Here is a 21693-nt window from a genome sequence, read left to right as displayed (position 1 = left end):
ACGCCGCCCGGAAGGAGTTGGCTTAGAACAGGCCCTTTTCCTTGACCTTGGTCCAGCGCTCGATCTCGTTGAGCACGAACTCCTTGGTCTTGGCTGGATCAAGTGCCAGCAGCACCGAGCCTTCGCCTTCGATTTCCTTGCGCATCTCTTCCGTGGTCAGGAACTCGACGGCAGCGTCCGAGACCTTCTTGACGATCTCCGCATCGGTGCCGGCGGGGGCCGCGATGCCGAACCAAGTACCCATCTCGAACGGGAAACCGGCCTCCGCGAAGGTCGGGACGTCAGGCGCGAGCGGGCTGCGCTCGGACGACGCGATCGCCAGTGCGCGCAGGGCGCCGCTCTCGACATGCGGCTGGACCAGCATGATAGTCGGCATCAGCATGTCGACCTCGCCGCTGACCACGGCCGTCACGGCCGGGCCGCCGCCGCCATAAGGAATTGCATTCATCTCAAGGCCGGCTTCAGCACCGAAAAGCACCGACGACAGGTGCGGCTGCGAGCGGTCACCGAAGGTGCCGTAGTTGACCGAGCCCGGCTCGTTCTTGGCGAGGTCGATGAACTCCTTGAGGTTCTCAGCCTTGACACTCGGGTGGACGACGAGTGCGGTCGGCGAGATCGAGACCATCGTCACCGGCTCGAAATCGGTGGCCGGGTCGTACGGCTTCTGGTCGCTGAGGACGACGTTGGTAACGTAGGACGACGACATCATCAGCAGGGTGTAGCCGTCCGGCTTCTGCTGCGACGCGTACTGGACGCCGACGAGGCTGCCCGCCCCCGGCTTGTTCTCGACGACGACCGGCTGGCCGAGGCTCTTGGAGATGCCGTCGGCAACCTTGCGCGCCAGGATGTCGGTGCCGCCGCCGGCAGCGAACGGAACGACCAGCGTGATCGGGCGATCAGGATAGGTGGACTGCGCCACGGCGCCCGACACGGCAAGACCAAGGCTCATCAGTCCCAGTGCCGCACCGGCCAGATATTTCTTCAGCATGTCTGTTGTTCTCCCGCTTGACGCCGGACCTCTTCAGGCCTCCTGAGGCCGGCGCATGACCGAGCCTTATGCCGCGGCACCCTGACGAGCCAGCCTGATACCGACATGTTCCGTATGTCGGAATGAAGGGGCATGAGCGGGGACAAGGTGACACTACGTCGGAGTAGCCCCAAAGGGGTCAGCAAGCCGGGCACCGGCCTCCGGCTTGTCGGGATCATCAATTGCAGAACGGTCGAGAGATGATGCGCAGTGAACCCTGGACCCTTACGCCCCGGTGCCCCCGAACTTCTCCCGCAGCTGGCGGCGCAGGACCTTGCCGTAGGCGTTCTTCGGCAGGTCGTCGAGGAAGAAGACCCGCTGGGGCTTCTTGAAGGAAGCCAGGTTTTCCTTGCAATAAGCCAGCAGTGCCTGCTCGTCGAAGCCGCTGTCACCGGCTACCACTGCAACCGCGACGCACTCGCCCCATTGTGGATCGGGGAGCCCGAAGGCGATCACCTCCCGCACCGCCGGATGTGCGGCGATCACGTCTTCCACTTCCTTCGGATAGATGTTGGTGCCGCCCGAGATGATGGTGTCGTGGCGCCGGTCGAGGACGCGAAGGCGCCCCCCTTTGTCGAACCGGCCCATGTCCCCCGTGTGAAGCCAGCCGCCCTTCAGAGCCTTTTGGCTGGCCTCCGGGTTGCGCCAGTAGCCCTTCATCACGACATCGCCGCGAACGCATATTTCGCCATCTTCGCCGTCAGGGACGTCGTTGTCGTCCTCATCGACGATCCGCACCTCAACACCGGTACGGACATAGCCGGCCGAAACCAGCGTTTCATCGTCCGCGCCAAGATGGTGGCTGCCCGGCAGGTACGAGATCGTCATCGGCGCCTCACCCTGCCCGTACAGCTGGTGGAAGATCGGGCCGAACTTCGCCACCGCCGCGCGGATGTGGTCGAGATGGATCGGCGCACCGCCGTAGATGACACCCCGCAGCGACGAGGTGTCGGCTCCGGTTTCTGCCTCCAGCATGCGCACGATCATCGTCGGGGCGACGAAGGCGATCACGGAAACACGTAGCTCCGCCACCGTCCCGATTACCTCATCGGCGCGGAACCCGGTGCGGTCGTAGATGATGTTTTCAGAGCCACGCGCCATCGCCGGAATCAGGTAGAGGCCGCTACCGTGCGAAAGCGGAGCAACGTGCAGCACGCGATCTTCCTGCTGAAAGGCAAAGACATCGGCTATGCAGTTGCTGGCGCAGGCAACCAGGTTGCGATGGCTAAGCGTCGCGCCCTTCGGCTTGCCCGTCGTGCCGGACGTATAGAAGATCCAGGCTGGGTCATCGGGTTCAACCTCCGCAACCGGGGTAGCTGGTCCGTCTGCCTCGGGAAATCGGAAATCCTCGATGGCGATGATCGTCGGCTGGTGACCTTCAGGCAGTGCGGAGCGGATCGATTCCACCTGATCCCCGTGCGCGAGGATAAGTCGCGCCTCTGCGTTGCCGGCAATCCAGGCAACTTCGCGCGGATGAAGCTTGGCGTTCACGGGAACGACGATCAGGCCCGCCCGCATCGTGCCAAGCAGCAGCGCCGGGTATTCGAAGCCATTGCGGATGAAGAGTAGCACCCGATCACCGCGCGCGTAGCCATGCTCAGAAAACCAGCGCCCTAGCGCAGCGCAGGTCGCGTCGAACTCGCGATAGGTGATCGTCCGATCCCCGTATCGTAGCGCGACGTCCTGCCCACGCCGACGAACGGCGTCGGTCAACAGCGAATAGACGTTCATCGAATTTCCTCGAAACGCTGTTACTGCCGCACCAGCACCCTGTTACGCAGGATACCGATGTTCTCGACCTCGAGCTCGACGACGTCGCCATGCTTGAGGAAGCGCATGTGTTCCAACCCGCAGCCGTTGCCGACGGTGCCCGAGCCGAAGAACTCGCCCGGATAGATCGTCTCGGACTGGGAAATGTAGGCAAGAAGATCCTCGAACTTCCAGTGCATCGAGCCGGAATTGCCCCTGCCCCACTCCTCACCGTTGACGCGGCAGATCATGGTCAGGTTGTATGGGTCCTTCAGCTCGTCCGCCGTGACGAGGCAGGGGCCCATCGCGTTGCCGAAGTCGAAATCCTTGCCCTTGGCCGGGCCAAGCTGGCCGCCCATCTCGGCGGTCTGCGCGTCACGGGCTGAAAAGTCGTTGAAGATCGTATAGCCGTAGATGTAGTCGCGCGCCTTGTCGCGCGAGATGTCGACACCCTTCTTGCGGATGAAGAAGCCGAACTCGAGCTCGAAATCCATGATCGTCGAATAGCGCGGCCAGTAGACGTCCTCGTCCGTACCCACCACGGAAAAGCGGTTCGCCTTGTAGTAAATCGGCCGTTCGTAAAACGTCTTCGGCACTGCGAGAACGCCCGTGCGCTCGAACTCCTCAAGGGCCTTCTCGGGATCCGGCATTGCATTTGCGCGCACGCGACGGGCAGCGTCAAAGGCCTGCTTCAGGTGGGTCTCGAAGCAAAGGCAGTCGCGGATCTGGATCGGCACCGGAACGGGCGCCAGCAGCTTCACGTCCGCACGCGGGAACGCAGAGTTTGTTGCCTTCTTCAGAAGCTCGTATGCCATGTCGAGAGCGGCATCTCCTGCCTCGATCATGTCATGCACCGACCGGAAGGACTCGTGCTGCTTTCCGTAAACCTCCTCGTGCGCGTCGTTGAGGTCGATGATCTTGTGATCACCATCGACCAGGGCCCCTGCCCGCTGCGTTCCCTTCCTGTCGTAGGTAACCAGTTTCATCGCTTCTCCTCCCTCTACGATGAGCGCTGCGATCAGCTCTCCCCCAGCTTCGGGGGCACCTTGCTGTAGAGCAGCGCTGCTTTCATCAGCGCCACGAGATGTGTCGCGGTGGCAAGTTCGTCCTCGGGATCGCAGACGCCATCCGACAGGCGCGCAATGCGGCCAGTGTCGGCCATGGTGTAGACCATGACACCCAGCATCGCCTGATACCCCCAGTTGATCTCTTCCATCGACCGCTCCGGCATCGCCTCCTTCAAAGCGGCCATCACCTTGTGGGCAACCGGATCGAAAAACTCGGCGATGATGCCGCGCGAGGTGGACTTCGGGTCTGACACCTCGCGGGCGAGGATGCGGGAATAGGCGGAGTTGCGCTCCTGGCTGCGCATATGCAGGTTCGGCACCAGTACCGCCTTGACGATCATTTCGACCTTGCGGTCGCGATCCGGCTCCATCCCGGCCAGGCGCAGCCCGGCGATACGGTCATCGATGATCATCGACGCGCGCATCTCGAAGATTGCGCGGTAAAGACCTTCCTTGCTGCCGAAGTGATAGTTGATCAACGCGACAGGCACATCGGCCCGCAGCGCGATCTGGCGCACCGAAACGCCATCAAATCCATGATCGGCGAATTCCACCTCTGCCGCCTGGAGGATACGCGCGCGCGTCGCAGCGGGGTTGCGCTGTGCTGCTTCCGTATCTGCGCCCGCCGTCTTGCGCGTCTTTTTCATCTCTGCCGTCTGATCCCGGAACCCGGCCTCACAGCCGTTCTGTTGGATGATTTGAACGACATATCAAAACTCTTGTCAACTTGTTCAATCCAAGTTAGCGTTTGTTCAAGAGCGCGGGGAGAGAGCAAAGGCGCTCTGCTTTTACTTGGGAGGTAAATTCATGTTCCGTAAGGCTTTTCTTGCGGGTGTTGCTGCACTCGCTGTTACCGTCGCCGCCGCTCCCGCGCAGTCGCAGGAGGTGCTTAACCTGACCGTTGCGACGGGCCATCCTGAAGTTTTCCTGTGGGTGAAGCACATCAAGGAGACCTTCATCCCGGCGGTGGACGCTGAGCTCGCCAAGACCGGAAACTACAAGGTTGAATGGACCCAGGGCTACGGCGGAACGATCATCAAGCTCGGCTCCGAGGCGGAAGCCTTCCAGCAGGGCATCATGGATGTCGGTCAGGTCATGGGCGTGTTCAGCCCGGCTCAGTTTGGTCTGCTCAACCTGACCTATGCCATGCCGTTTGGCCCGACCGATCCGCGGCAGGTCACGGACGCCGCAGAAAAGGCGCTGGTCGAAACCGAAGGTGCGCTTGCGGAGCTGGAGAAGGCAACCGGCGTCGTCTACATCGGCGGCGGCATTGCGATTGACGGTTACAACATCGGTGCGAACAAGCCGCTCGGCAAGGTTGCCGACTTCAACGGAATCAAGCTCGGCGGGGCGGGCCCCAACCTCGCCTGGCTGGCCGGGACCGGCGCTGTTGGCGTACAGGGCTCCTTCATCAGCTTCTACAATGACATCAAGACGGGTGTGTATGACGGCTTCATCGGCTGGATGACGGCAGCCGTCCCGGCCAAGCTTTACGAAGTTGCCCCGCACTGGAACGAGGTCGGCTTCGGCGCGATGTATATCGGTGGCCTCGGCGTGTCGCAGCAGCGGTGGGATACGTTCAGCGACGAGGTGAAAGCCGCGTTCAAGGCCGGCGCCAAGGCTTATTCGGAAGCCTATTTCGCCGAACAGGAACAGCGCTACGAGGCGATGAAGAAGACCATGCTCGACGCTGGCGGCACCGTCGTTGAGATGGACGCCGCGGAACGCGAGGCCTGGGCAAAGGCACTGCCAAACCCGACCAAGGCCTGGGCAGAAGCAGCCGAAGCGCGTGGCGAGCCGGGCCGAAAGGTGCTCGAAGCCTATCGCGACAACCTGAAGGCCGCCGGTTTCACCTTCTCCCGCGACTATCTCGCGGAGTAGCTGCCGGGCCGGGCAGTCTGCCGCTTCCGCACGCGCGGGAGCGGCATCTTCGGATAGGAAACTTCAGGAGCCTGCCATGGCTGGCGAAGCCGCAATCCCGCGCGATGACGCGCCGCCCCCCACTGCGCCCTTCGGGCCGTTCAGCCGCATCATCAGCGTCATGAACGCCGCCGGTACAGTCTGGATCATCGTCCTGATGATCCTGATCAACTCCGACATATTCGCGCGCAGCTTCATCAACTCACCGATCGCCGGGGTGCCCGAACTGGTGTCGTTCTCCATTGTTGGCATCGTCTTCCTTCAGCTGGCGCATACGCTGCGTTCAGGCTCGATGACGCGCTCCGACGTTCTGCTCAACATGCTGGAGCGCAGTGCGCCGCGGGCAAGGCGGACCCTGCTCTGCATCTTCCATCTGGTCGGCGGCTTGCTGATGGCATTGGTCGCCTGGACCTTCTGGCCGAGCCTCGCCGCGGCCTTCAGATTTCCGGCGCGTCACTTCATGGGCAATCCCGGCTTCTTCACCGTGCCGCAGTGGCCGCTGTTTGCGATTGTGCTGCTAGGCATAGTGGCAACCGCAATCCAGTTCCTGATCCTTGCATATGACGACGCGAAGGCCGTGCGGGAGGGACGACCATGAGCGGCATTGGCATCGCCTTCCTTTCGATCGGCGTGATGCTGCTGCTGATCTATTCCGGGCTTCACGTCTCGATCGCGCTGATCCTGTTGTCGTTCCTTGGCGTATGGCTGCTGAAGGGCAATTTCGACATTGCCTCCAACATGCTGGTCATTGCCTTCAAGGACTCGATCAGCGACTACATCTTCGGTGTCGTGCCGCTGTTCGTGCTGATGGGCCTGCTGGTCGCTGTCGCCGGAATAGGACGCGACACGTTTGAAGTCGCGGCGCAGCTGTTCCGCAAGGTGCTGGGAGGTCTCGGCATAGCCACCGTCGCCGCAAACGCGGTTTTTGCGGCGATCACCGGCATTTCAATCGCATCGGCGGCCGTTTTCACCAAGGTCGCGGTACCCGAGATGATGCGTCACGGCTATTCGGGACGCTTCGCCGTCGGCGTCGTTGCGGGCTCTTCTGTGCTCGGCATGTTGCTGCCGCCGAGCCTCCTCTTCATCCTCTACGGTGTTCTTACCGAGCAATCGGTCGGCACGTTGTTCATCGCGGGCATTCTTCCCGGCATCCTGCTCGCGGTGGTCTACTGCATCGGCATCCTGGCAATGGGCAAATGGTGGCCGTCGTTCATCGGTGCCGGCCAACCTGCCCTGGACGAGCCCGCGCGCGACATGGGCGTCGGCGAGATGCTGGTGAAGCTCGCGCCGATCGTCATTCTCGTCGCTGTCGTGATCGGCGGCATCTATGGCGGTTTCTTCACGCCGACGGAGGCCGGCGCGGCCGGTGCGCTCGGGGCCCTTGTCATCGCGCTCGTCAGGCGGCGGCTGACCTGGGAGGGGTTCTGGCAGGTTCTGGTTCAAACCGGCCACACCACCTCGTCCATCTGCTTCCTGATCATGGGGGCGAGCCTCTATTCGCGCATGCTGGCGATGTCGGGCATGCCGTCCTGGCTCGGGACCTGGGTGATGGAGTCCGGCATGGGCGCGACCGGCATCATCGTCGCGCTGATGCTGGTGATCATCCTGCTCGGGACGATCCTCGACTCCGCTTCGATCCTGCTGCTCACCTTGCCCATCGCGATCCCGATCCTCACCGGGACCGGCGTCGACCTGATCTGGCTTGGCGTGCTGGTCATTATCGCGGTCGAGATCGGCCTGCTGACGCCACCTTTCGGCATCGCCGTGTTCGTCGTCAGGGCAACACTAGGACCCGACAGCCAGGTTACGCTCAATGACATCTTCGCGGGCGCAGCCCCCTTCGCCGCCATGATGCTTGGGGTGCTGCTGCTCATCTTCTTCTTCCCGTGGCTCGCCACGGCACTAATCTAACGAGGAGGTCACAATGGCCAAATGGCAATTCACACGAGGCATTCATGACCTCGGCAATGGCTGCTACGCCTACCTTCAACCCGACGGGAGCTGGGGCTGGTCGAATGCGGGGCTGATCGTTGACGGCGACGCAACGCTGATGGTCGACACCCTCTTCGACCTGAAGCTGACGGCACAGATGCTGGCCGAGTACCGCACCTCCATCCCGGCAGCGAAGGAGATCGGCATCCTCGTCAACACCCATGCTGACGGCGACCACACCTTCGGCAACCAGTTGGTCGAGGGCGCGCGCATCATCGGCACACAGGGCACGGTCGATGACTTCGCGCGTTTCGATCCGAAAGTGCTGGAGACAATCTGCGCTAATGCCGAACAGTACGGCAGCTCCGGCTCCTTCATCCGCGAATGCTTCCGCCCGTTCGACTTTTCCGGCATCACGCTGACGCCCCCGACGGAAACCTTCTCCGGCACCATGGAGATAATGGTCGGAGACAAGAAGGTGCAGCTAATTGAGGTCGGTCCCTCGCACTCGCTGGGCGACGCGCTGATCTACGTGCCCGATGACAAGGTGCTTTACACCGGTGACATCCTCTTCACGGGCGGCACGCCGATCGCCTGGTACGGCCCGGTCGAGCGCTGGATCAATGTCTGTGACATGGTGCTCGATATGGACGTCGAGACCATCGTACCAGGCCATGGGCCACTTTCGACTCGCGACGACGTCCGCGAGATGCGGGACTACCTGCAATACGTCACCGACAAGGCACGTCCGCTGTGGGAGGCCGGCATGGACTACCTTGAAGCGTCGTACAAAGTGGATCTCGGACAGTATCGTGACCGCGAGGACGCCGAACGAGTTGTCGTCACCATCCAGACGCTGTTCGACGATTTCGATCACGCGCCTGAACGTCCGGTGCGCCCGCCCATCCCGTACTTCGCTGAGATGAAGAGCTTCCGTCATCATCTCGGACGGGGCCCGGTGCACGAGGCCTACTGCAAAGCCTGTGGCTTGCAGCACGGTCGGAGGTAGGAGCCGACAGTCTTAGATTGCCGCGAGGCCGGTTCGCTCGGGCCGGCCTCAAGAGCTCAGTGGAACATGCCAGCCTCGGCCATTTTATCCTGCCGATTTGCATCTATAACCGCGCATAATTGTTGCGTTGCTGAACCACTGCGTCCCGCTCCAGCGCCACTCGCATGTGCTCGATAATTTCGTCGAGTACCTGGATTTTTCTGCTCCCGGCGGGGCGTGCTGCGTAATACGAGATGCCGATCGTCGGCTTAAAGGGCCGCGTGACTAGATCGACGTTGGCAGCGCGGAGCGTGGTCCTGTCGACGATTGCGACTCCCATCCCCGCAGCCGCAAAGTGGCAGCAATTGAGCATGGAGCTTTCCATCGTGTTCAGCGGCGTCTGGTCAGCCAGCGCAAATGCGCGGTCAAGAGCACTGCGCAGGGGCGAGTTCCGGCCTGCAGTCAGCACCCGGTAGTCCCGAAGATCAGCAGGCGTGACACGATCCAGTTCCGCGAGCGGATGATTGGGGGTCATTGCCACGACGGCCTCCGAACCGTGAAGGTGAACCGTCTGCAGATGGCTGCGAGGCGGGCCGAAAACGATGCCGAGGTCGTAACGGTTCTTCTCGACCATGTCCCAGATATGCCTGCTGTTTTCGACGTCCAGGACGATTGGCAGATCGAGCCGCGGGCCAGCTATGTCGATGATTGCCTGATGAAGAAACGGGCGCACCAGCGAGGTAACGGTGCCAATCCGCAGGACGACGTTCTTGTGCCGGCGAATGTCCACCGCCGCGCGGGCCACCTGATCGATGCCGGTGTAGAGACGCTCCACCTCGTTCAGGAGCAGGTTCGCTTCCTCGGTGGGTACCAGCCGCGCACCGGCGCGAATAAAGAGCGTCATGCCGACAGCATCTTCCAGATCCCGGATCAGGCGGCTCACCGCTGGCTGCGTGACATTCATCGCTTCGGCGGCCGCTGTGACACCCTGGGCATTCATCACGTGCCGGAACGCTTCAAGTTGCCGCGGCTTCAGTCGCATCGTTCTCCCCCCTCCCATAACATTTAGTCATAGCGTCAAACTAAAATGCAATTTTTCATCACAAGTAGCGATCGATATGTCTAGCGCGAATTTCCGTCGAACGTGGACCTGGGGTCCTCAAGGGAGAGAATTCGATGAAGATTTTCGCGACCGCAGCGCTCGCCGCCTCGGTATCATTTGTTCCCTTCTCTGCGATGGCGCGAGATCTGACTGTCGGCCTTTCCGCCTCGACGACGTCGATGGATCCGCAGTTCTATGTCGGCGGAGCGAACAGCGCTTTGGCGCGTAACATATTCGACGGCCTCGTCAATCAAGGATCTCATCAGGAGATACAGCCTGCGCTCGCCGAAAGCTGGGAGCGAATTGACGACACCACTTGGCAGTTCAGGCTGCGTGCCGGCGTCAAGTTCCACGACGGCAGCGACTTCACGGCCGATGACGTGGTTGCCAGCATCGGTCGTATTCCGCTCGCTTCGACCAACAGCCCGAGCTCGTTCGCGGCTTATGTGAAGGCGATCACTGAAGTCGTCGCGATTGATCCGCTTACGGTCCAGATCAAGACGGACGGCCCGACGCCGCTGCTCCTCAACAACCTCAGCCGCATCGCCATCCTTCCGGCGGAGCACGCGAAGACGACCACCGAGGAAATGAACAAGGGCGTCGGCGTCATCGGCACCGGCCCGTTCAAGTTTGTCTCTTGGACACCCGATGCGGACGTGGTTGTCGAGCGCAACGACTCCTACTGGGGTGGCGAAGTCGCGTGGGACAAGGTTACGTTCCGTATCATCAAGAACAACAGCGCTCGCGTCGCCGCGATCCTGTCTGGTGATGTCGATCTGATCGAGAGCATTCCGACCGCGGACACCCGCCGTCTGGACGAATCCAAGGACATCAACGTCATCAAGGCGACGGGTAATCGCCTGATGTACCTGCACATGGATCAGGATCGCGAAGAGTCTCCATTCTCGAAGGACGCGAGCGGCAAGAATCCGCTGGTCAAGAAAGAAGTTCGCCGCGCGCTTTCTCATGCGATCAACCGTGAGGCTCTCGTTGACCGCGTCATGGACGGCCAGGGCACGCCTGCGGGCCAGGTCGTGCCGGAGGGATATTTCGGTTTCGATCCTGAACTGAAGGTGGATGCATACGATGCCGAGCTCGCGAAGAATATGCTCGCAGATGCGGGCTACCCGGACGGGTTTGAGCTGACGTTCCACGCTTCAAACGACCGCTACCCGAACGATGCGAAGATTGCGCAGGCGATCGGCCAGTTCTTCACCCGCGCAGGCGTGAAGACGTCGGTTGAGACCATGCCGGGCAGCGTCTACTTCACCCGCGCCTCGGCACGCGAGTTCAGCTTCATCATGGGCGGTGCGGCCATTGAAACCGGCGAGCCCTCCGGCATCCTCGGTCCGCTCCTCGAGACGTATGGCGAGAAGGCAGGCCAGGGCAATCGCGGCCGCTATTCGAACCAGGAATTCGACGCGGCGCTCGACAAGGCTCGAAAGACTCTTGATGACGCCGAGCGCGAGGCCCTGTTGAAGTCGGCAACGAAGATCGCGATGTATGACCTTGGCATCATCCCGCTGTTCTTCCTCGACAATACCTGGGCAGCCAAGGCGGACCTCACTTATGAGGGCCGCTCCGATGGATACACCCTGCCCTTCTACGTGAAGGCTCAGTAGGCCTGGCAGAAGGAGGCAATCGCCGATGTCGCTCCACGGCGTATTTCCCTACCTGGTGTCACCGACAACCGCTGAGGGCGAGGTCAAAGCCTCCGTCCTCGGCGATCTGGTCGAGCATCTGGTAGCGCAGGGTGTCCATGGTCTGGCTCCCCTGGGCAGCACGGGCGAGTTTGCCTATCTGTCGAACGCGCAGCGGCTGCAGGTCGTGCGGGCGACGGTAGATGCCAATCGCGGGCGTGTCCCGGTGGTAGCCGGCGTCGCCTCCACATCCATCCATGATGCAGTCGCGCAGACGAAGGCTCTCGTCGAGGCCGGGGTCGACGGCATCCTTGCGATACTGGAGGCTTACTTCCCGGTGAAGGACGCGGGGGTCGAGGCATACTTCCGCGCGATTGCGGAAGCCGCTGGCGGGCGCCCCGTGGTGCTCTACACGAACCCTCAGTTCCAGCGTTCCGACCTTACTCTGCCGGTCATCGAGCGGCTGAGCCACGTCGACAACATTCGTTACATCAAGGACGCCTCGACCAATACCGGGCGCCTGCTGTCGATCATCGAGCGTACGCGCGGGCGGATGGAAGTGTTCTCTGCGTCCGCACACATTCCTGCCTGCGTGCTGCTAATCGGGGGCGTCGGTTGGATGGCGGGGCCAGCATGCATCATCCCGCGCCAGAGCATTGCACTCTACGATGCTGCTCGCGCGGGTGACTGGAACCGGGTCATGGATCTCCAGCGTCCGCTCTGGCGGGTCAACGAGATCTTCGCGAAGTACTCAATCGCGTCGTGCATCAAGGGTGCCCTGCAACTGCAAGGGTTCGACGTCGGTGACCCCATCGCTCCGCAGGAGCCACTGAGCGAAGCGGCGCGGGCCGAGATCGCCGAAGTGCTTGCATCGGTAGGTGCACTTTAGGCTCGATCATCGGCCAACATGAGACCAGTTGCCGTCCGGATTGGGCCGGCCGTCATTCCGCCATCGGCCGGCACAGTCTCCCTTAAGCATTCGAGGTGAGACCTTATGGAAAAGACCCGGATCATCATCGACTGCGATCCCGGGATTGACGACGCGATCGCGCTTCTGGCTGCGTTCGTGTCGCCCGAGCTCGATATTCTTGCGATCACGACCGTCTGCGGGAACCAGCCGGTCGAGACGACCTCGCGCAATGCGCTGAAGATCTGCGAGCTCGGTGCACGGGCGGACATTCCTGTCCACGCCGGGAGCCATCGCCCGCTGATGCGCGCGCCAATTCGCGGCCAGTTTCACGGCGAAACCGGGCTCGGATCCTGCGTGCTCCCTGAGCCGGCAAAGAAGATCGAACCGCAAAGGGCCGTCGAGTTCCTCATTGATCGCCTGCTCCGAGCAGGCAACGAACGACAGCCCATCACCATCTGCGCGCTCGGGCCGCTGACCAACATCGCAATGGCACTTCGCATTGAGCCGGAGATTGCGCGCGGCATCGAGCGGATCGTGATGATGGGCGGGGCCTATCGCGAGCCTGGTAACCGCTCGATGACGTCCGAGTTCAACGTGCTTTCCGACCCGCATGCCGCACACATCGTCTTCTCAAGCGAGGTTCCGATCGTGGCCTTGCCGCTCGATGCGACACACCAGGTGATCTTGACGCCCGCGCATGTGAAGCAGTTCGAGGCCGTGAGCGGGCGCATCTCGCAGGCTGTCTCACAGCTCATGGCGTCCTGGGACCGCAACCAGGTCGAACGCTACGGTTCTCGTGGTGGTCCGCTCCACGATCCGCTGGTGATCGGCTGGCTGATCGCGCCGCATCTGTTCGAGACCAGACGCGTCCGCGTCTTCATCGAGTACCAGAGCGAGCTGTGCATGGGGCAGACGATCGCCGACTGGTTCGACAAGTCCGGGCTGAACCCGAACACAGCCATTGTCACGAAGGTCGACGCGGCAGCTGTCATCGAGGTCTTCCTCGACCGGTTCTCCCGTTATCAGGATACGGTGATGCAATGAATCGCTGGCGCGTCATTATCGACACAGACCCGGGCGTAGACGATGCGGCTGCGATCCTGCTTGCCCTCGCCTCCTCCGAGATCGAGCTGCTCGGCATCTCGGTGGTCGCTGGTAATGTCGGCTTGGAGGCGAGCGTCAGGAACGCCTGCAAACTGGTGGCTGTCGCGCGCCGACCTGATGTTCCGGTCTATGCGGGGGCCGCGAGACCGCTGGTGCGCGATCAGGTGTTCGGCAAGTATGCTAACGTTGGCGCATTCTCCGACGCACTCGTTCCTGCCACGGACGTGCGCCCGCGCCAGCTTTCCTCCGTCCGGTTTATCGCAGACAAGGCCCGCGAAGCCGCCGCGAGTGGCCATAAAATCACCATCTGCGCGATAGGGCCGCAGACCAATATTGCACTTGCCCTGCTGCTCCATCCGGACGTCGCCGCCGGCATCGAGCAGATCGTCGTAATGGGAGGTGCTTTCAGCGCGCTGGGACATAGAACGGCTTGGTCTGAGTACAATGTCCACGCGGACCCGCATGCGGCGGACATCGTTTGGAACTCGGGTGTTCCGCTGGTACTGTTCCCGCTCGACGTCACCATGCAGGCACTCTTCAGTGAAGAGGATTTCCGCGGCTTCGAGGCGCGGGGCGGACTGCCGGGCAAATGCCTCGCGCGCCTTCTGCGCGCTTATGACCGAAGCGATATTGCACGTTACGGCCGGCCCGGCGGACCGATCCATGACGCCATGACTGTTGCCTGGCTGGTGCGGCCCGAGCTTTTCCAGGGGCAGATGACCGCGATCGGCGTCACCGTGGACGGGCCGACCGCAGGTCACACCTGGGCCGATTTCTACGGCAGGTCTCACCACGCCGCTAACGCGATGGTCATGAAGACAGCCAACGAGGCGGGTTTCCGGCAGCTGCTCGTGGAGCGCATTGCCAATTTGGGGGCGAACATCACTCCTGCAGGCGAGAACGCGGCATGAGCAGCTATCTCCTGAGCCGCCTTTTCCAGACGATCGTGACGCTTTTCGTGATGAGCGTGCTCGTCTTCGTCGGCCTCTACATGGTTGGCAACCCGGTAGACGTGCTTCTGAGTTCCTCGGCGACGCCCGAAGAACGTTTGCACGTGATCCAGTCATTCGGCCTCGACCGCCCGGTTTGGGAGCAGTACCTCGTGTTCCTGTCCAAGGCGCTGCAGGGTGACCTTGGCAACTCCTTCGTTTTCAACCAGCCAGCGCTCGATCTCATTTTCCAGCGCATGCCCGCCACGCTTGAACTCGCGTTCGTGGCGCTGCTGATGGCGCTGGTCATCGGCATTCCGCTGGGGGTTCGAGCGGGACTGAAGCCGAACAGCTTCGTCTCGCGCACCATCATGACCTTCTCGATCCTTGGCTTTAGCCTGCCGACCTTCTGGATCGGCCTGATCATGATCATGGTCTTCAGCGTTTATCTTGGCTGGCTGCCAGCATCCGGACGCGGCGATACCGTGGAGGTGCTGGGCGTGCCAGTGAGCTTCCTAACGCTTGACGGCCTCTCGCACCTGGTGCTGCCGGCGTTCAACCTCGCCCTCTTCAAGATCTCGCTGGTGATCCGCCTGACCCGAGCAGGCGTCATGGAGGTGATGCAGCTCGACTATGTCCGCTTCGCACGCGCCAAGGGCATCAACGAGCGGCGCATCCTGAGGGTGCATGTCCTCAAGAACACACTCATCCCGCTAATTACCGTCATCGGCCTCGAGCTCGGTTCACTGATCGCTTTCGCGGTGGTTACCGAGACCATCTTCGCCTGGCCGGGCATGGGCAAGCTGATCATCGACGCGATCGGAGTGCTCGACCGTCCGGTTATCCTGGCCTACCTGCTGATCACGGTCGTGATGTTCAGCGTCATCAACCTGTTGGTCGACATCCTTTATTCGATCGTTGATCCGCGCGTGCGGCTTGAGGGAGGTTCAAGGTGAGCAGTTCCGGCAAGCAGCCATCAACGTCGGTACACGCGGGCAATGGCGATGCCTCCCCCGAGCGCATCTCGCCGTTCAGGCGAACGTTGCACGCACTCATTCGCGATCCAGGCGCGCTGACGGGCATCATCATCGTTGGCGTCCTCGCGATCCTCGCCCTCGTGGCTCCGCTGATTTCGCCGCAGGATCCTTACGACCTCGCGCAGCTCGACATTATGGATGGACGGCTTGCGCCGGGAGCGACCAGCATGAACGGCATGGTCTACCTGCTTGGAACCGACGATCAGGGACGCGACCTGTTCAGCGGCATCCTCTACGGCCTGCGCACCTCGATCCTCGTCGGTATCATCAGTGCAGCCGTCGCAATCGTCATCGGAACCTGCGTTGGCCTGCTCAGCGCTTATGCGGGTGGGCGTGTCGACGCGCTGCTGATGCGCATCGTCGACATCCAGCTCAGCTTCCCGGCAATCCTCGTCGCGCTGATCTTCCTGGCGATCCTCGGGCAGGGCGTCGACAAGATCATCATCGCTCTCGTTGTAACCCAATGGGCCTACTATGCGCGCACGGTTCGCGGCTCGGCGCTGGTCGAAAGTCGCCGCGCCTATACCGACGCCGCGCGCTCGATGGCGCTGTCGGACAAGCGGATCATCTTCCGCCACATCCTGCCCAACTGCGTTCCGCCGCTGATCGTGGTGGCGACCATGCGCATTGCCTATGCCATCATGCTGGAGGCGACGCTCTCCTTCCTTGGCATCGGCCTGCCTATAACGGAGCCGTCGCTCGGCTTGCTGATCTCCAATGGCTTCGAGTACCTGCTTTCAGGCGACTACTGGATCAGCGTCTTCCCCGGCATCACGCTGCTGCTGCTGATCGTGGGCATCAACCTGATTGGCGATGCGCTGCGCGACATTCTCAACCCGCGTCAAGAGGGCTGAGCGATGAACGAACCAATTCTTTCGATCTCGAACCTCACCACCGAGTTCAGGGTTGGCGGCGAATGGCGCGATGTCATCCGCAACGTCGATCTCGACATTCATCCGCGCGAAACAGTAGCAGTCGTGGGCGAGTCCGGATCGGGCAAGAGCGTGACGGCGCTGTCGATCATGCGCCTTCTCGGCCGCAATGCGCGCTTGTCGGGGCGCATTCTCTTCGAGGGCCAGGACCTCCTGGCACTGCCAGAAGAAGATATGCAGAGGATCCGCGGCAACCGGATCGGCATGATCTTCCAGGAGCCGATGACATCGCTGAACCCGGTCCTGAAAATTGGCGAACAGATCACCGAGGTGCTGATCGAGCATCGCGGGCTGGACCATGCCGCAGCCATGGCTGAAGCCGCCCGTCTCCTCGAGAAGGTGCGCATTCCCTCGGCACGACAGCGGCTCAATGAATATCCGCTAAGTTTTTCGGGCGGCATGCGCCAGCGCGTCGTCATCGCCATAGCGCTTGCCTGCGAGCCCAAGCTGCTGATCGCCGACGAGCCCACAACTGCACTCGACGTAACCATCCAGGCGCAGATCCTCGAGCTCATCAAAGAGCTGCAGAAAGAAGAGGAGATGGCAGTCCTCTTCATCACGCACGACATGGGCGTCGTCGCGGAAATCTCGGACCGCACCGCCGTGATGTATCGCGGCGACGTGGTCGAGACCGGCACGACCGAGCAGATTTTCAAGTCTCCCGTCCATCCCTATACACGAGCGCTGCTTTCGGCCGTGCCGCAGCTCGGTTCCATGAATGGACAGAACCTTCCCCTGCGCTTTCCGATCGTCGACATGGCAACCGGCAGCGTCGAGCCTGTAAAGCCGACCGTTGACACCGTGCGCCTTGACGTCCCGCCTGCCCTCAGGGTCGCTAATCTCGTCACCCGCTTTCCCGTGAAGAAGGGGATCCTGCGCCGCACTGTGGGCAATATCCACGCCGTCGAGAATGTTTCCTTCGAGCTGCGGGAAGGCGAGACCCTGTCGCTGGTGGGCGAGTCCGGGTGCGGCAAGTCGACGACTGGCCGCTCGATCCTTCGCCTGACCGAACTCACCTCCGGGACGGTAGCGATCCGCGACCACGACGTTGCCAGAGCGGGCAAGCGGGAACTCGCCGAGATCCGCCGCCTGGCACAGATGATCTTCCAGGACCCGTTCGAGAGCCTTAACCCGCGCATCCGCATCGGCGACGCGATCGCCGAGCCGATAATTGCGCACGGGCTGATGCCTCGCGCGGAAGTGGGCACGCGCGTCCCACAGCTGCTTGAACAGGTTGGGCTGTCGCCTTCGATGGCCGACCGCTTTCCTCACGAATTCTCCGGCGGCCAGCGCCAGCGCGTCTGCATCGCACGTGCCCTTGCCCTCAACCCGAAGGTCATTGTCGCGGACGAATCCGTCTCCGCGCTCGACGTGTCGATCAAGGCGCAAGTGATCAACCTTATGCTCGACCTGCAGGAGCAACTCGGACTGGGCTATCTGTTCATCAGCCACGACATGGCCGTCGTTGAGCGGATCAGCCATCGCGTCGCGGTGATGTACATGGGCGAGATCGTCGAAATCGGCCCGCGGCAAGCCGTGTTCGAGAACCCGCAGCACGACTATACGCGCAAGCTGATGTCCGCGGTGCCGATCGCGGACCCAACCCGTCGCCGCGTACGCCACCTCAGCAACGACGAAATCCGCACGCCCTACCGCGAGGCTGGTTTCACCCCTCCGCCGCAGAAGTACCGTGAAGTCGACGAAGGGCACTTTGTTCTGACGCAACACCTCGAACCGGCAGCTTGAGGGGCATTCCTTCGGCCCCCTAAGAACGCACTGGACGTTTGAAGGTTCTGCCCAATACGTCAGTATTGGAGAGGATGCATCACGATCAAGTGTCGAATCTCAAGTTGTCTGCCACCTGCTGGATCATCGACCGAAACCAGATGTGCGCCGGGGATTTGTGGGTGCGGGAGGACCAGTACATCCGGATTGGAAAGTCGCAGTCGAACGGCGCCGGGATCATCGTCAGGCGTGGGCAGAAGATCCGTTCGAACCCGGCGGAGGCCGTGAAGATCAGGTCGCAATTTTCGATGATGTGGTCGACGATGCCGAATGATGGCACTTCTAGGACGATGTCGAGCGAGACGCCGAGGCGGTCGAGCGTCTCGCGATAATAGGGGCGCCAGTGGGGAGCATGGCGCACAAGGATGTGCTTTGCACGGCTATAGGCCTCAAGCGTCAGAGGTTCGCGGGTGAAACGTGAATCCGGTGCAACAAAGCAGGCATAGCTTTCGCGGATCAGCTCGCGCGCATAGATGCCAGACGTCTCGGCTGTCAGCGGGGCGATGACAACGTCGCAGTCACCGTTCTCAAGGTGGCGATGACCTTCCGAGTTCGCCTGGATGACGACGATGCGCACGTTGGGTGCCTCCCTTCGCAGCCGCCGCATCAGCTTGGGCAGGAATATGCTACGCTCGTAGAAATTACAGGACAGCACGAAGCGTTCGTTGGAGACGGATGGATCGAATTCCTCCGTGGTCAGCAGCGCCTGAAAACGCTGCAGCAGTTCTTCCGCGCCCTTGACGATGGCCGTGCAGCGCGGCGTCGGCTCGATGCCGCGTCCCAATCTTACGAAAAGCGGATCGCCGAAGATCTGCCGCAACCGGTCGATGGTGTAGCTCACCGTCGACTGGTTCTTCTCCAGCATTTCCGCCGCGCCGCGGATCGAGCGCTGGTCGTGGACGCATTTCAGGACATGAAGCGAGGCAAAATCCGTCTGAAGCAGTGCGCCATCATCGATTGTGTTCTTCAATCGCGTCTCCTACCCTGCAATCAATCCCGATCGATCACATGTTAATTGATCGAATTTTTCGAATCCAGAATTTGATGGCGCCGCGTTGCACCTTCCGCAAAGGAAGCTAGCTTTTGAGGATGGGCCGCGCGGCGGACCGGACATCCCCAGGGAGGGGAGCTTCAGGAAAAGACAGGCTGGGAAGGCGGCGCGCCCCGCATCGGCGAGGCGTGAGCAGGCGATGCCTGCCTGATGGAGACCAGGATATGAACCAATCGAATTTTGACGCGGGTATCGAGCTGAGGCGGAAGATGTTCGGCAAGGAGGGGGCCGACGATCATCATGCGAAGGCTTCGGACATGATGGCGCCGATCCAGGACATCGTCACGCGGATCTGCTTTGGCGAGATCTGGCAGCGGCCGGTGCTCGATCACAAGACCCGCAGCCTCATCACGCTCGCCATGCTGGTAGCGACCGGGCGCACGCACGAGATCAAGATCCACACTCGCGGTGCAGTCGCCAATGGTGCCACGCGCGAGGAGCTCCGGGAACTCTTCCTGCACGCATTCCCCTACTGCGGTATCCCGCTGATGGTGGACGGCATGGTCGCCTGTGAGGCGACGCTGAATGAACTCGGCGTGAAGTAGGGGCGGCGCATGAGCCTAGAGAAAATCGGGTTCGTCGGCCTCGGCAACATGGGTGCGCCGATGTCGGCGAACATTGCCAAGGCTGGCTTCGCTCTGACCGTCTACGACGTCGACCAGGAACGAACGACGAAGCACGCCGAAGCAATTGGCGCAAAGCCTGCATCGTCGCTCGCCGAACTTGGCGAGAATTCCGACGTCGTCGTCACGATGCTGCCGACGGGAAAGATCGTTACTGACGCTGCGATTGGCGCTGGTGGCTTTGCACATTCTCTGAAGCGCGGCTCGATGCTGATCGACATGAGCTCGTCGGTACCGGGCGGTTCGCGTGAACTTGCCTCCACACTTGTCGACAAAGGCATCGCCTTTGTGGATGCGCCCGTATCCGGCGCTGTCCCGCGCGCTACGACCGGCACACTGACCCTGATGGTTGGCGCAGACTCGGACGAGGACTATGCGCGCGCCGAGATCGTCCTAAAGTCGATGGGCAACCTGCTGTTCCGCACGGGAAGCGTCGGCACCGGGCATGCGATGAAGGCGCTCAACAATTACGTCGCTGCCGCCGGCTTCGCGGCCGCCTCCGAGGCGCTGATCATGGGCAAGAAACTCGGCCTCGATCCGGCTGTCGCTCTCGAAATCATGAACGTTTCCACGGGGCGCAATTTCAGCACCGAGAAGACGATCAAGAGCGAAGTGGTGGAGGGCCGCTTTGCTTCCGGGTTCGGACTGGCGCTGCTCACAAAAGACGTGCGCATCGCGGCTGACCTGGCGACGTCGCTCGGGGCGGATCTGCCGCTGGTCGCGCAGACGATCGCCTGGTGGGAGAAGGCCGAGGCCGCCATCGGGGGGGCACGAGATCACACCGAGGCGTTCAAGGTTTGGGAAGAGGCGGCGAACGGGAGATAGCCGCTTCAGGGTCTAACGGGAGGAGACAGCATGCTTATGGGGAAGATCAGGGCCGCAGCACTTGCTGCGACAGCCGGCTTGTGGATGGCGATCGGCGCGGGTGTTGCAGATGCGCAGACCACCTTGCGCATGAACAACTGGTTGCCGCCGGGCCATCTGCAACTCAACAACATTATCCTGCCGTGGGCCGCAGAGGTCGAAAAAATCACCGAAGGTAGAGTCAAGATCGAGCTCACGGATGCATCGCTCGGCGCTCCGCCTCGCCAATATGATCTCGCGGTCGACGGGATCGCCGATCTGACCGTCGGCGTCCTCGGCTACACGCCGGGGCGTTTCAACCTCGCCGGTATCGCCGAACTGCCATTTGTGGGAGAGACCGCCGAGGAGTTGTCCGTCGCCCTCTGGCGCACCCACAAGGAATTCTTCGAGAAGGCCGACGAGTACCAGGGTGTGGTGCTGCTCGGGATCTATGCCAATGGCACCGGCCACATCATGACTGGCGAGGCGGCTGGCCCGATCACCGACATCGACAAGTACCAGGGCAAGAAGTTCCGTGTTGGCGGGGGGCTGGTGCAGCAGGTCAACACGCTGCTCGGCGGCGTGAACATCGCCGTGCCGGCGGGCGAGACCTACGAGGTGCTGTCGCAAGGTATCGCCGATGGCACACTGCTTCCTTACGAGGCTGTCCCTAGCTTCAAGCTGGAGCCGCTTATCAAGCACTCGGTCAAGGTCCCGGGCGGCTTCTATTCTTCCGTCTGGTTCGTGGCGGCCAACCCGGATGCCTTTGCGCGCCTGTCGCCGGAAGACCAGGAGAAGGTGATGTCCGTGTCTGGCGAGCATCTTGCCCGCTTGGCCGGTGAGGCACAGGACAAGGCTGACCTTGAGTCAAAGGCGAAGATGGAGGCGGCAGGCACGCAGTTCCTTGAAGCAGACGACGCGTTCGTGGCCGCGATCAAGGAGCGCCTCGCTTCCATGGAAGAGTCCTGGGTGGAGACGGCCGGAAAGCTCAGCGTCGACGGAAAGGCCGCGCTCGAGTTCTTCCGCGCGCAAGTGGCCGAGATGAAGTAGCGGA

Annotated in this window: 20 protein-coding genes; 14 read left to right on the top strand and 6 right to left on the bottom strand. The window is 61.9% G+C overall.

The window, feature by feature from the left end; genetic code table 11:
- Nucleotides 1–22: 22 nt before the first annotated feature.
- From L630_RS0111850 to L630_RS0111835, 4 genes are all read right to left on the bottom strand, one after another.
- Nucleotides 23–988 (bottom strand): tripartite tricarboxylate transporter substrate binding protein, encoded by a 966-nt coding sequence (locus L630_RS0111850; RefSeq protein ID WP_024848471.1) that lies wholly within the window; start codon nt 986–988, stop codon nt 23–25.
- Between the two features lie 264 nt (nt 989–1252).
- Nucleotides 1253–2758, bottom strand: coding sequence for an AMP-binding protein (locus tag L630_RS0111845; protein WP_024848470.1), 1506 nt, complete (start codon nt 2756–2758; stop codon nt 1253–1255).
- Nucleotides 2759–2778: 20 nt separating this feature from the next.
- A complete protein-coding gene (locus tag L630_RS0111840; protein WP_024848469.1) occupies nt 2779–3762 on the bottom strand; it encodes a fumarylacetoacetate hydrolase family protein in 984 nt (327 codons plus the stop codon).
- A 32-nt stretch (nt 3763–3794) separates the two neighbouring features.
- Nucleotides 3795–4490: a TetR family transcriptional regulator gene (locus tag L630_RS0111835; protein ID WP_024848468.1), complete on the bottom strand. Its 696-nt coding sequence runs from the start codon at nt 4488–4490 to the stop codon at nt 3795–3797.
- 160 nt (nt 4491–4650) lie between these two features.
- Between L630_RS0111835 and L630_RS0111830 the strand changes: the two genes are divergently transcribed.
- The 4 genes from L630_RS0111830 (at nt 4651) to L630_RS0111815 (ending at nt 8704) form a co-directional block, all read left to right on the top strand.
- Nucleotides 4651–5724: a C4-dicarboxylate TRAP transporter substrate-binding protein gene (locus tag L630_RS0111830; protein ID WP_024848467.1), complete on the top strand. Its 1074-nt coding sequence runs from the start codon at nt 4651–4653 to the stop codon at nt 5722–5724.
- Nucleotides 5725–5800: 76 nt separating this feature from the next.
- Nucleotides 5801–6361, top strand: coding sequence for a TRAP transporter small permease (locus tag L630_RS0111825; protein WP_024848466.1), 561 nt, complete (start codon nt 5801–5803; stop codon nt 6359–6361).
- Complete coding sequence (locus L630_RS0111820; RefSeq protein ID WP_024848465.1) at nt 6358–7674, top strand: TRAP transporter large permease; 1317 nt, start codon at nt 6358–6360, stop codon at nt 7672–7674. The genes L630_RS0111825 and L630_RS0111820 overlap by 4 nt, the downstream gene beginning before the upstream one ends.
- A 13-nt stretch (nt 7675–7687) precedes the next feature.
- Nucleotides 7688–8704, top strand: coding sequence for an MBL fold metallo-hydrolase (locus L630_RS0111815; protein ID WP_024848464.1), 1017 nt, complete (start codon nt 7688–7690; stop codon nt 8702–8704).
- Nucleotides 8705–8807: 103 nt separating this feature from the next.
- Here L630_RS0111815 and L630_RS0111810 read toward each other — a convergent pair whose 3' ends face one another.
- Nucleotides 8808–9725 carry a LysR family transcriptional regulator gene (locus L630_RS0111810; RefSeq protein WP_024848463.1) on the bottom strand — a complete coding sequence of 306 codons (918 nt, stop codon included), beginning with the start codon at nt 9723–9725 and terminating at the stop codon, nt 8808–8810.
- A 134-nt stretch (nt 9726–9859) separates the two neighbouring features.
- Here L630_RS0111810 and L630_RS0111805 point away from each other — a divergent pair, with 134 nt between their 5' ends.
- The 7 genes from L630_RS0111805 (at nt 9860) to L630_RS0111775 (ending at nt 18083) form a co-directional block, all read left to right on the top strand.
- Complete coding sequence (locus L630_RS0111805) at nt 9860–11407, top strand: ABC transporter substrate-binding protein (RefSeq protein ID WP_024848462.1); 1548 nt, start codon at nt 9860–9862, stop codon at nt 11405–11407.
- A gap of 25 nt (nt 11408–11432) precedes the next feature.
- Nucleotides 11433–12314 carry a dihydrodipicolinate synthase family protein gene (locus L630_RS0111800; RefSeq protein WP_024848461.1) on the top strand — a complete coding sequence of 294 codons (882 nt, stop codon included), beginning with the start codon at nt 11433–11435 and terminating at the stop codon, nt 12312–12314.
- A 105-nt stretch (nt 12315–12419) separates the two neighbouring features.
- Nucleotides 12420–13379 (top strand): nucleoside hydrolase, encoded by a 960-nt coding sequence (locus tag L630_RS0111795; RefSeq protein ID WP_024848460.1) that lies wholly within the window; start codon nt 12420–12422, stop codon nt 13377–13379.
- Nucleotides 13376–14350: a nucleoside hydrolase gene (locus L630_RS0111790; RefSeq protein ID WP_024848459.1), complete on the top strand. Its 975-nt coding sequence runs from the start codon at nt 13376–13378 to the stop codon at nt 14348–14350. The genes L630_RS0111795 and L630_RS0111790 overlap by 4 nt, the downstream gene beginning before the upstream one ends.
- On the top strand, nt 14347–15324 hold the full coding sequence (locus L630_RS0111785) for an ABC transporter permease (RefSeq protein ID WP_024848458.1): 978 nt from the start codon (nt 14347–14349) through the stop codon (nt 15322–15324). The genes L630_RS0111790 and L630_RS0111785 overlap by 4 nt, the downstream gene beginning before the upstream one ends.
- 65 nt (nt 15325–15389) lie before the next feature.
- Nucleotides 15390–16259, top strand: a complete 870-nt coding sequence (locus L630_RS0111780; RefSeq protein ID WP_051473235.1) for an ABC transporter permease — start codon at nt 15390–15392, stop codon at nt 16257–16259.
- Nucleotides 16260–16262: 3 nt separating this feature from the next.
- Entirely contained in the window at nt 16263–18083 is a 1821-nt protein-coding gene (locus L630_RS0111775; RefSeq protein ID WP_024848456.1) for an ABC transporter ATP-binding protein, read from the top strand.
- Nucleotides 18084–18168: 85 nt separating this feature from the next.
- Here the strand turns inward: L630_RS0111775 and L630_RS0111770 are convergent, their stop codons facing one another.
- Nucleotides 18169–19092, bottom strand: a complete 924-nt coding sequence (locus L630_RS0111770) for a LysR family transcriptional regulator (RefSeq protein WP_024848455.1) — start codon at nt 19090–19092, stop codon at nt 18169–18171.
- Nucleotides 19093–19337: 245 nt separating this feature from the next.
- Here L630_RS0111770 and L630_RS0111765 point away from each other — a divergent pair, with 245 nt between their 5' ends.
- From L630_RS0111765 to L630_RS0111755, 3 genes are read left to right on the top strand one after another with little or no spacing between them, the layout of a single operon-like run.
- The gene (locus L630_RS0111765) at nt 19338–19718 is read left to right on the top strand and encodes a carboxymuconolactone decarboxylase family protein (protein ID WP_024848454.1); all 381 of its coding nucleotides are present in this window, start codon (nt 19338–19340) and stop codon (nt 19716–19718) included.
- Nucleotides 19719–19727: 9 nt separating this feature from the next.
- Nucleotides 19728–20621, top strand: a complete 894-nt coding sequence (locus tag L630_RS0111760; protein WP_024848453.1) for an NAD(P)-dependent oxidoreductase — start codon at nt 19728–19730, stop codon at nt 20619–20621.
- 30 nt (nt 20622–20651) lie between these two features.
- On the top strand, nt 20652–21689 hold the full coding sequence (locus L630_RS0111755; RefSeq protein ID WP_024848452.1) for a TRAP transporter substrate-binding protein: 1038 nt from the start codon (nt 20652–20654) through the stop codon (nt 21687–21689).
- Nucleotides 21690–21693 lie beyond the last annotated feature (4 nt).

Source organism: Aminobacter sp. J41 (assembly GCF_000526635.1).
Lineage (GTDB): Bacteria > Pseudomonadota > Alphaproteobacteria > Rhizobiales > Rhizobiaceae > Aerobium.
Note: the sequence above shows the minus strand (reverse complement) of the source record. Positions and strands in the feature narration are given on the sequence as shown.

Coding starts and splice junctions, on each gene's coding strand:
- L630_RS0111835 (WP_024848468.1), bottom strand. CDS start 4,490: ATGAAAAAGACGCGCAAGACGGCGGGCGCAGATACGGAAGCAGCACAG.
- L630_RS0111760 (WP_024848453.1), top strand. CDS start 19,728: ATGAGCCTAGAGAAAATCGGGTTCGTCGGCCTCGGCAACATGGGTGCG.
- L630_RS0111755 (WP_024848452.1), top strand. CDS start 20,652: ATGCTTATGGGGAAGATCAGGGCCGCAGCACTTGCTGCGACAGCCGGC.
- L630_RS0111850 (WP_024848471.1), bottom strand. CDS start 988: ATGCTGAAGAAATATCTGGCCGGTGCGGCACTGGGACTGATGAGCCTT.
- L630_RS0111765 (WP_024848454.1), top strand. CDS start 19,338: ATGAACCAATCGAATTTTGACGCGGGTATCGAGCTGAGGCGGAAGATG.
- L630_RS0111795 (WP_024848460.1), top strand. CDS start 12,420: ATGGAAAAGACCCGGATCATCATCGACTGCGATCCCGGGATTGACGAC.
- L630_RS0111830 (WP_024848467.1), top strand. CDS start 4,651: ATGTTCCGTAAGGCTTTTCTTGCGGGTGTTGCTGCACTCGCTGTTACC.
- L630_RS0111800 (WP_024848461.1), top strand. CDS start 11,433: ATGTCGCTCCACGGCGTATTTCCCTACCTGGTGTCACCGACAACCGCT.
- L630_RS0111820 (WP_024848465.1), top strand. CDS start 6,358: ATGAGCGGCATTGGCATCGCCTTCCTTTCGATCGGCGTGATGCTGCTG.
- L630_RS0111825 (WP_024848466.1), top strand. CDS start 5,801: ATGGCTGGCGAAGCCGCAATCCCGCGCGATGACGCGCCGCCCCCCACT.
- L630_RS0111790 (WP_024848459.1), top strand. CDS start 13,376: ATGAATCGCTGGCGCGTCATTATCGACACAGACCCGGGCGTAGACGAT.
- L630_RS0111840 (WP_024848469.1), bottom strand. CDS start 3,762: ATGAAACTGGTTACCTACGACAGGAAGGGAACGCAGCGGGCAGGGGCC.
- L630_RS0111805 (WP_024848462.1), top strand. CDS start 9,860: ATGAAGATTTTCGCGACCGCAGCGCTCGCCGCCTCGGTATCATTTGTT.
- L630_RS0111785 (WP_024848458.1), top strand. CDS start 14,347: ATGAGCAGCTATCTCCTGAGCCGCCTTTTCCAGACGATCGTGACGCTT.
- L630_RS0111845 (WP_024848470.1), bottom strand. CDS start 2,758: ATGAACGTCTATTCGCTGTTGACCGACGCCGTTCGTCGGCGTGGGCAG.
- L630_RS0111775 (WP_024848456.1), top strand. CDS start 16,263: ATGAACGAACCAATTCTTTCGATCTCGAACCTCACCACCGAGTTCAGG.
- L630_RS0111815 (WP_024848464.1), top strand. CDS start 7,688: ATGGCCAAATGGCAATTCACACGAGGCATTCATGACCTCGGCAATGGC.
- L630_RS0111810 (WP_024848463.1), bottom strand. CDS start 9,725: ATGCGACTGAAGCCGCGGCAACTTGAAGCGTTCCGGCACGTGATGAAT.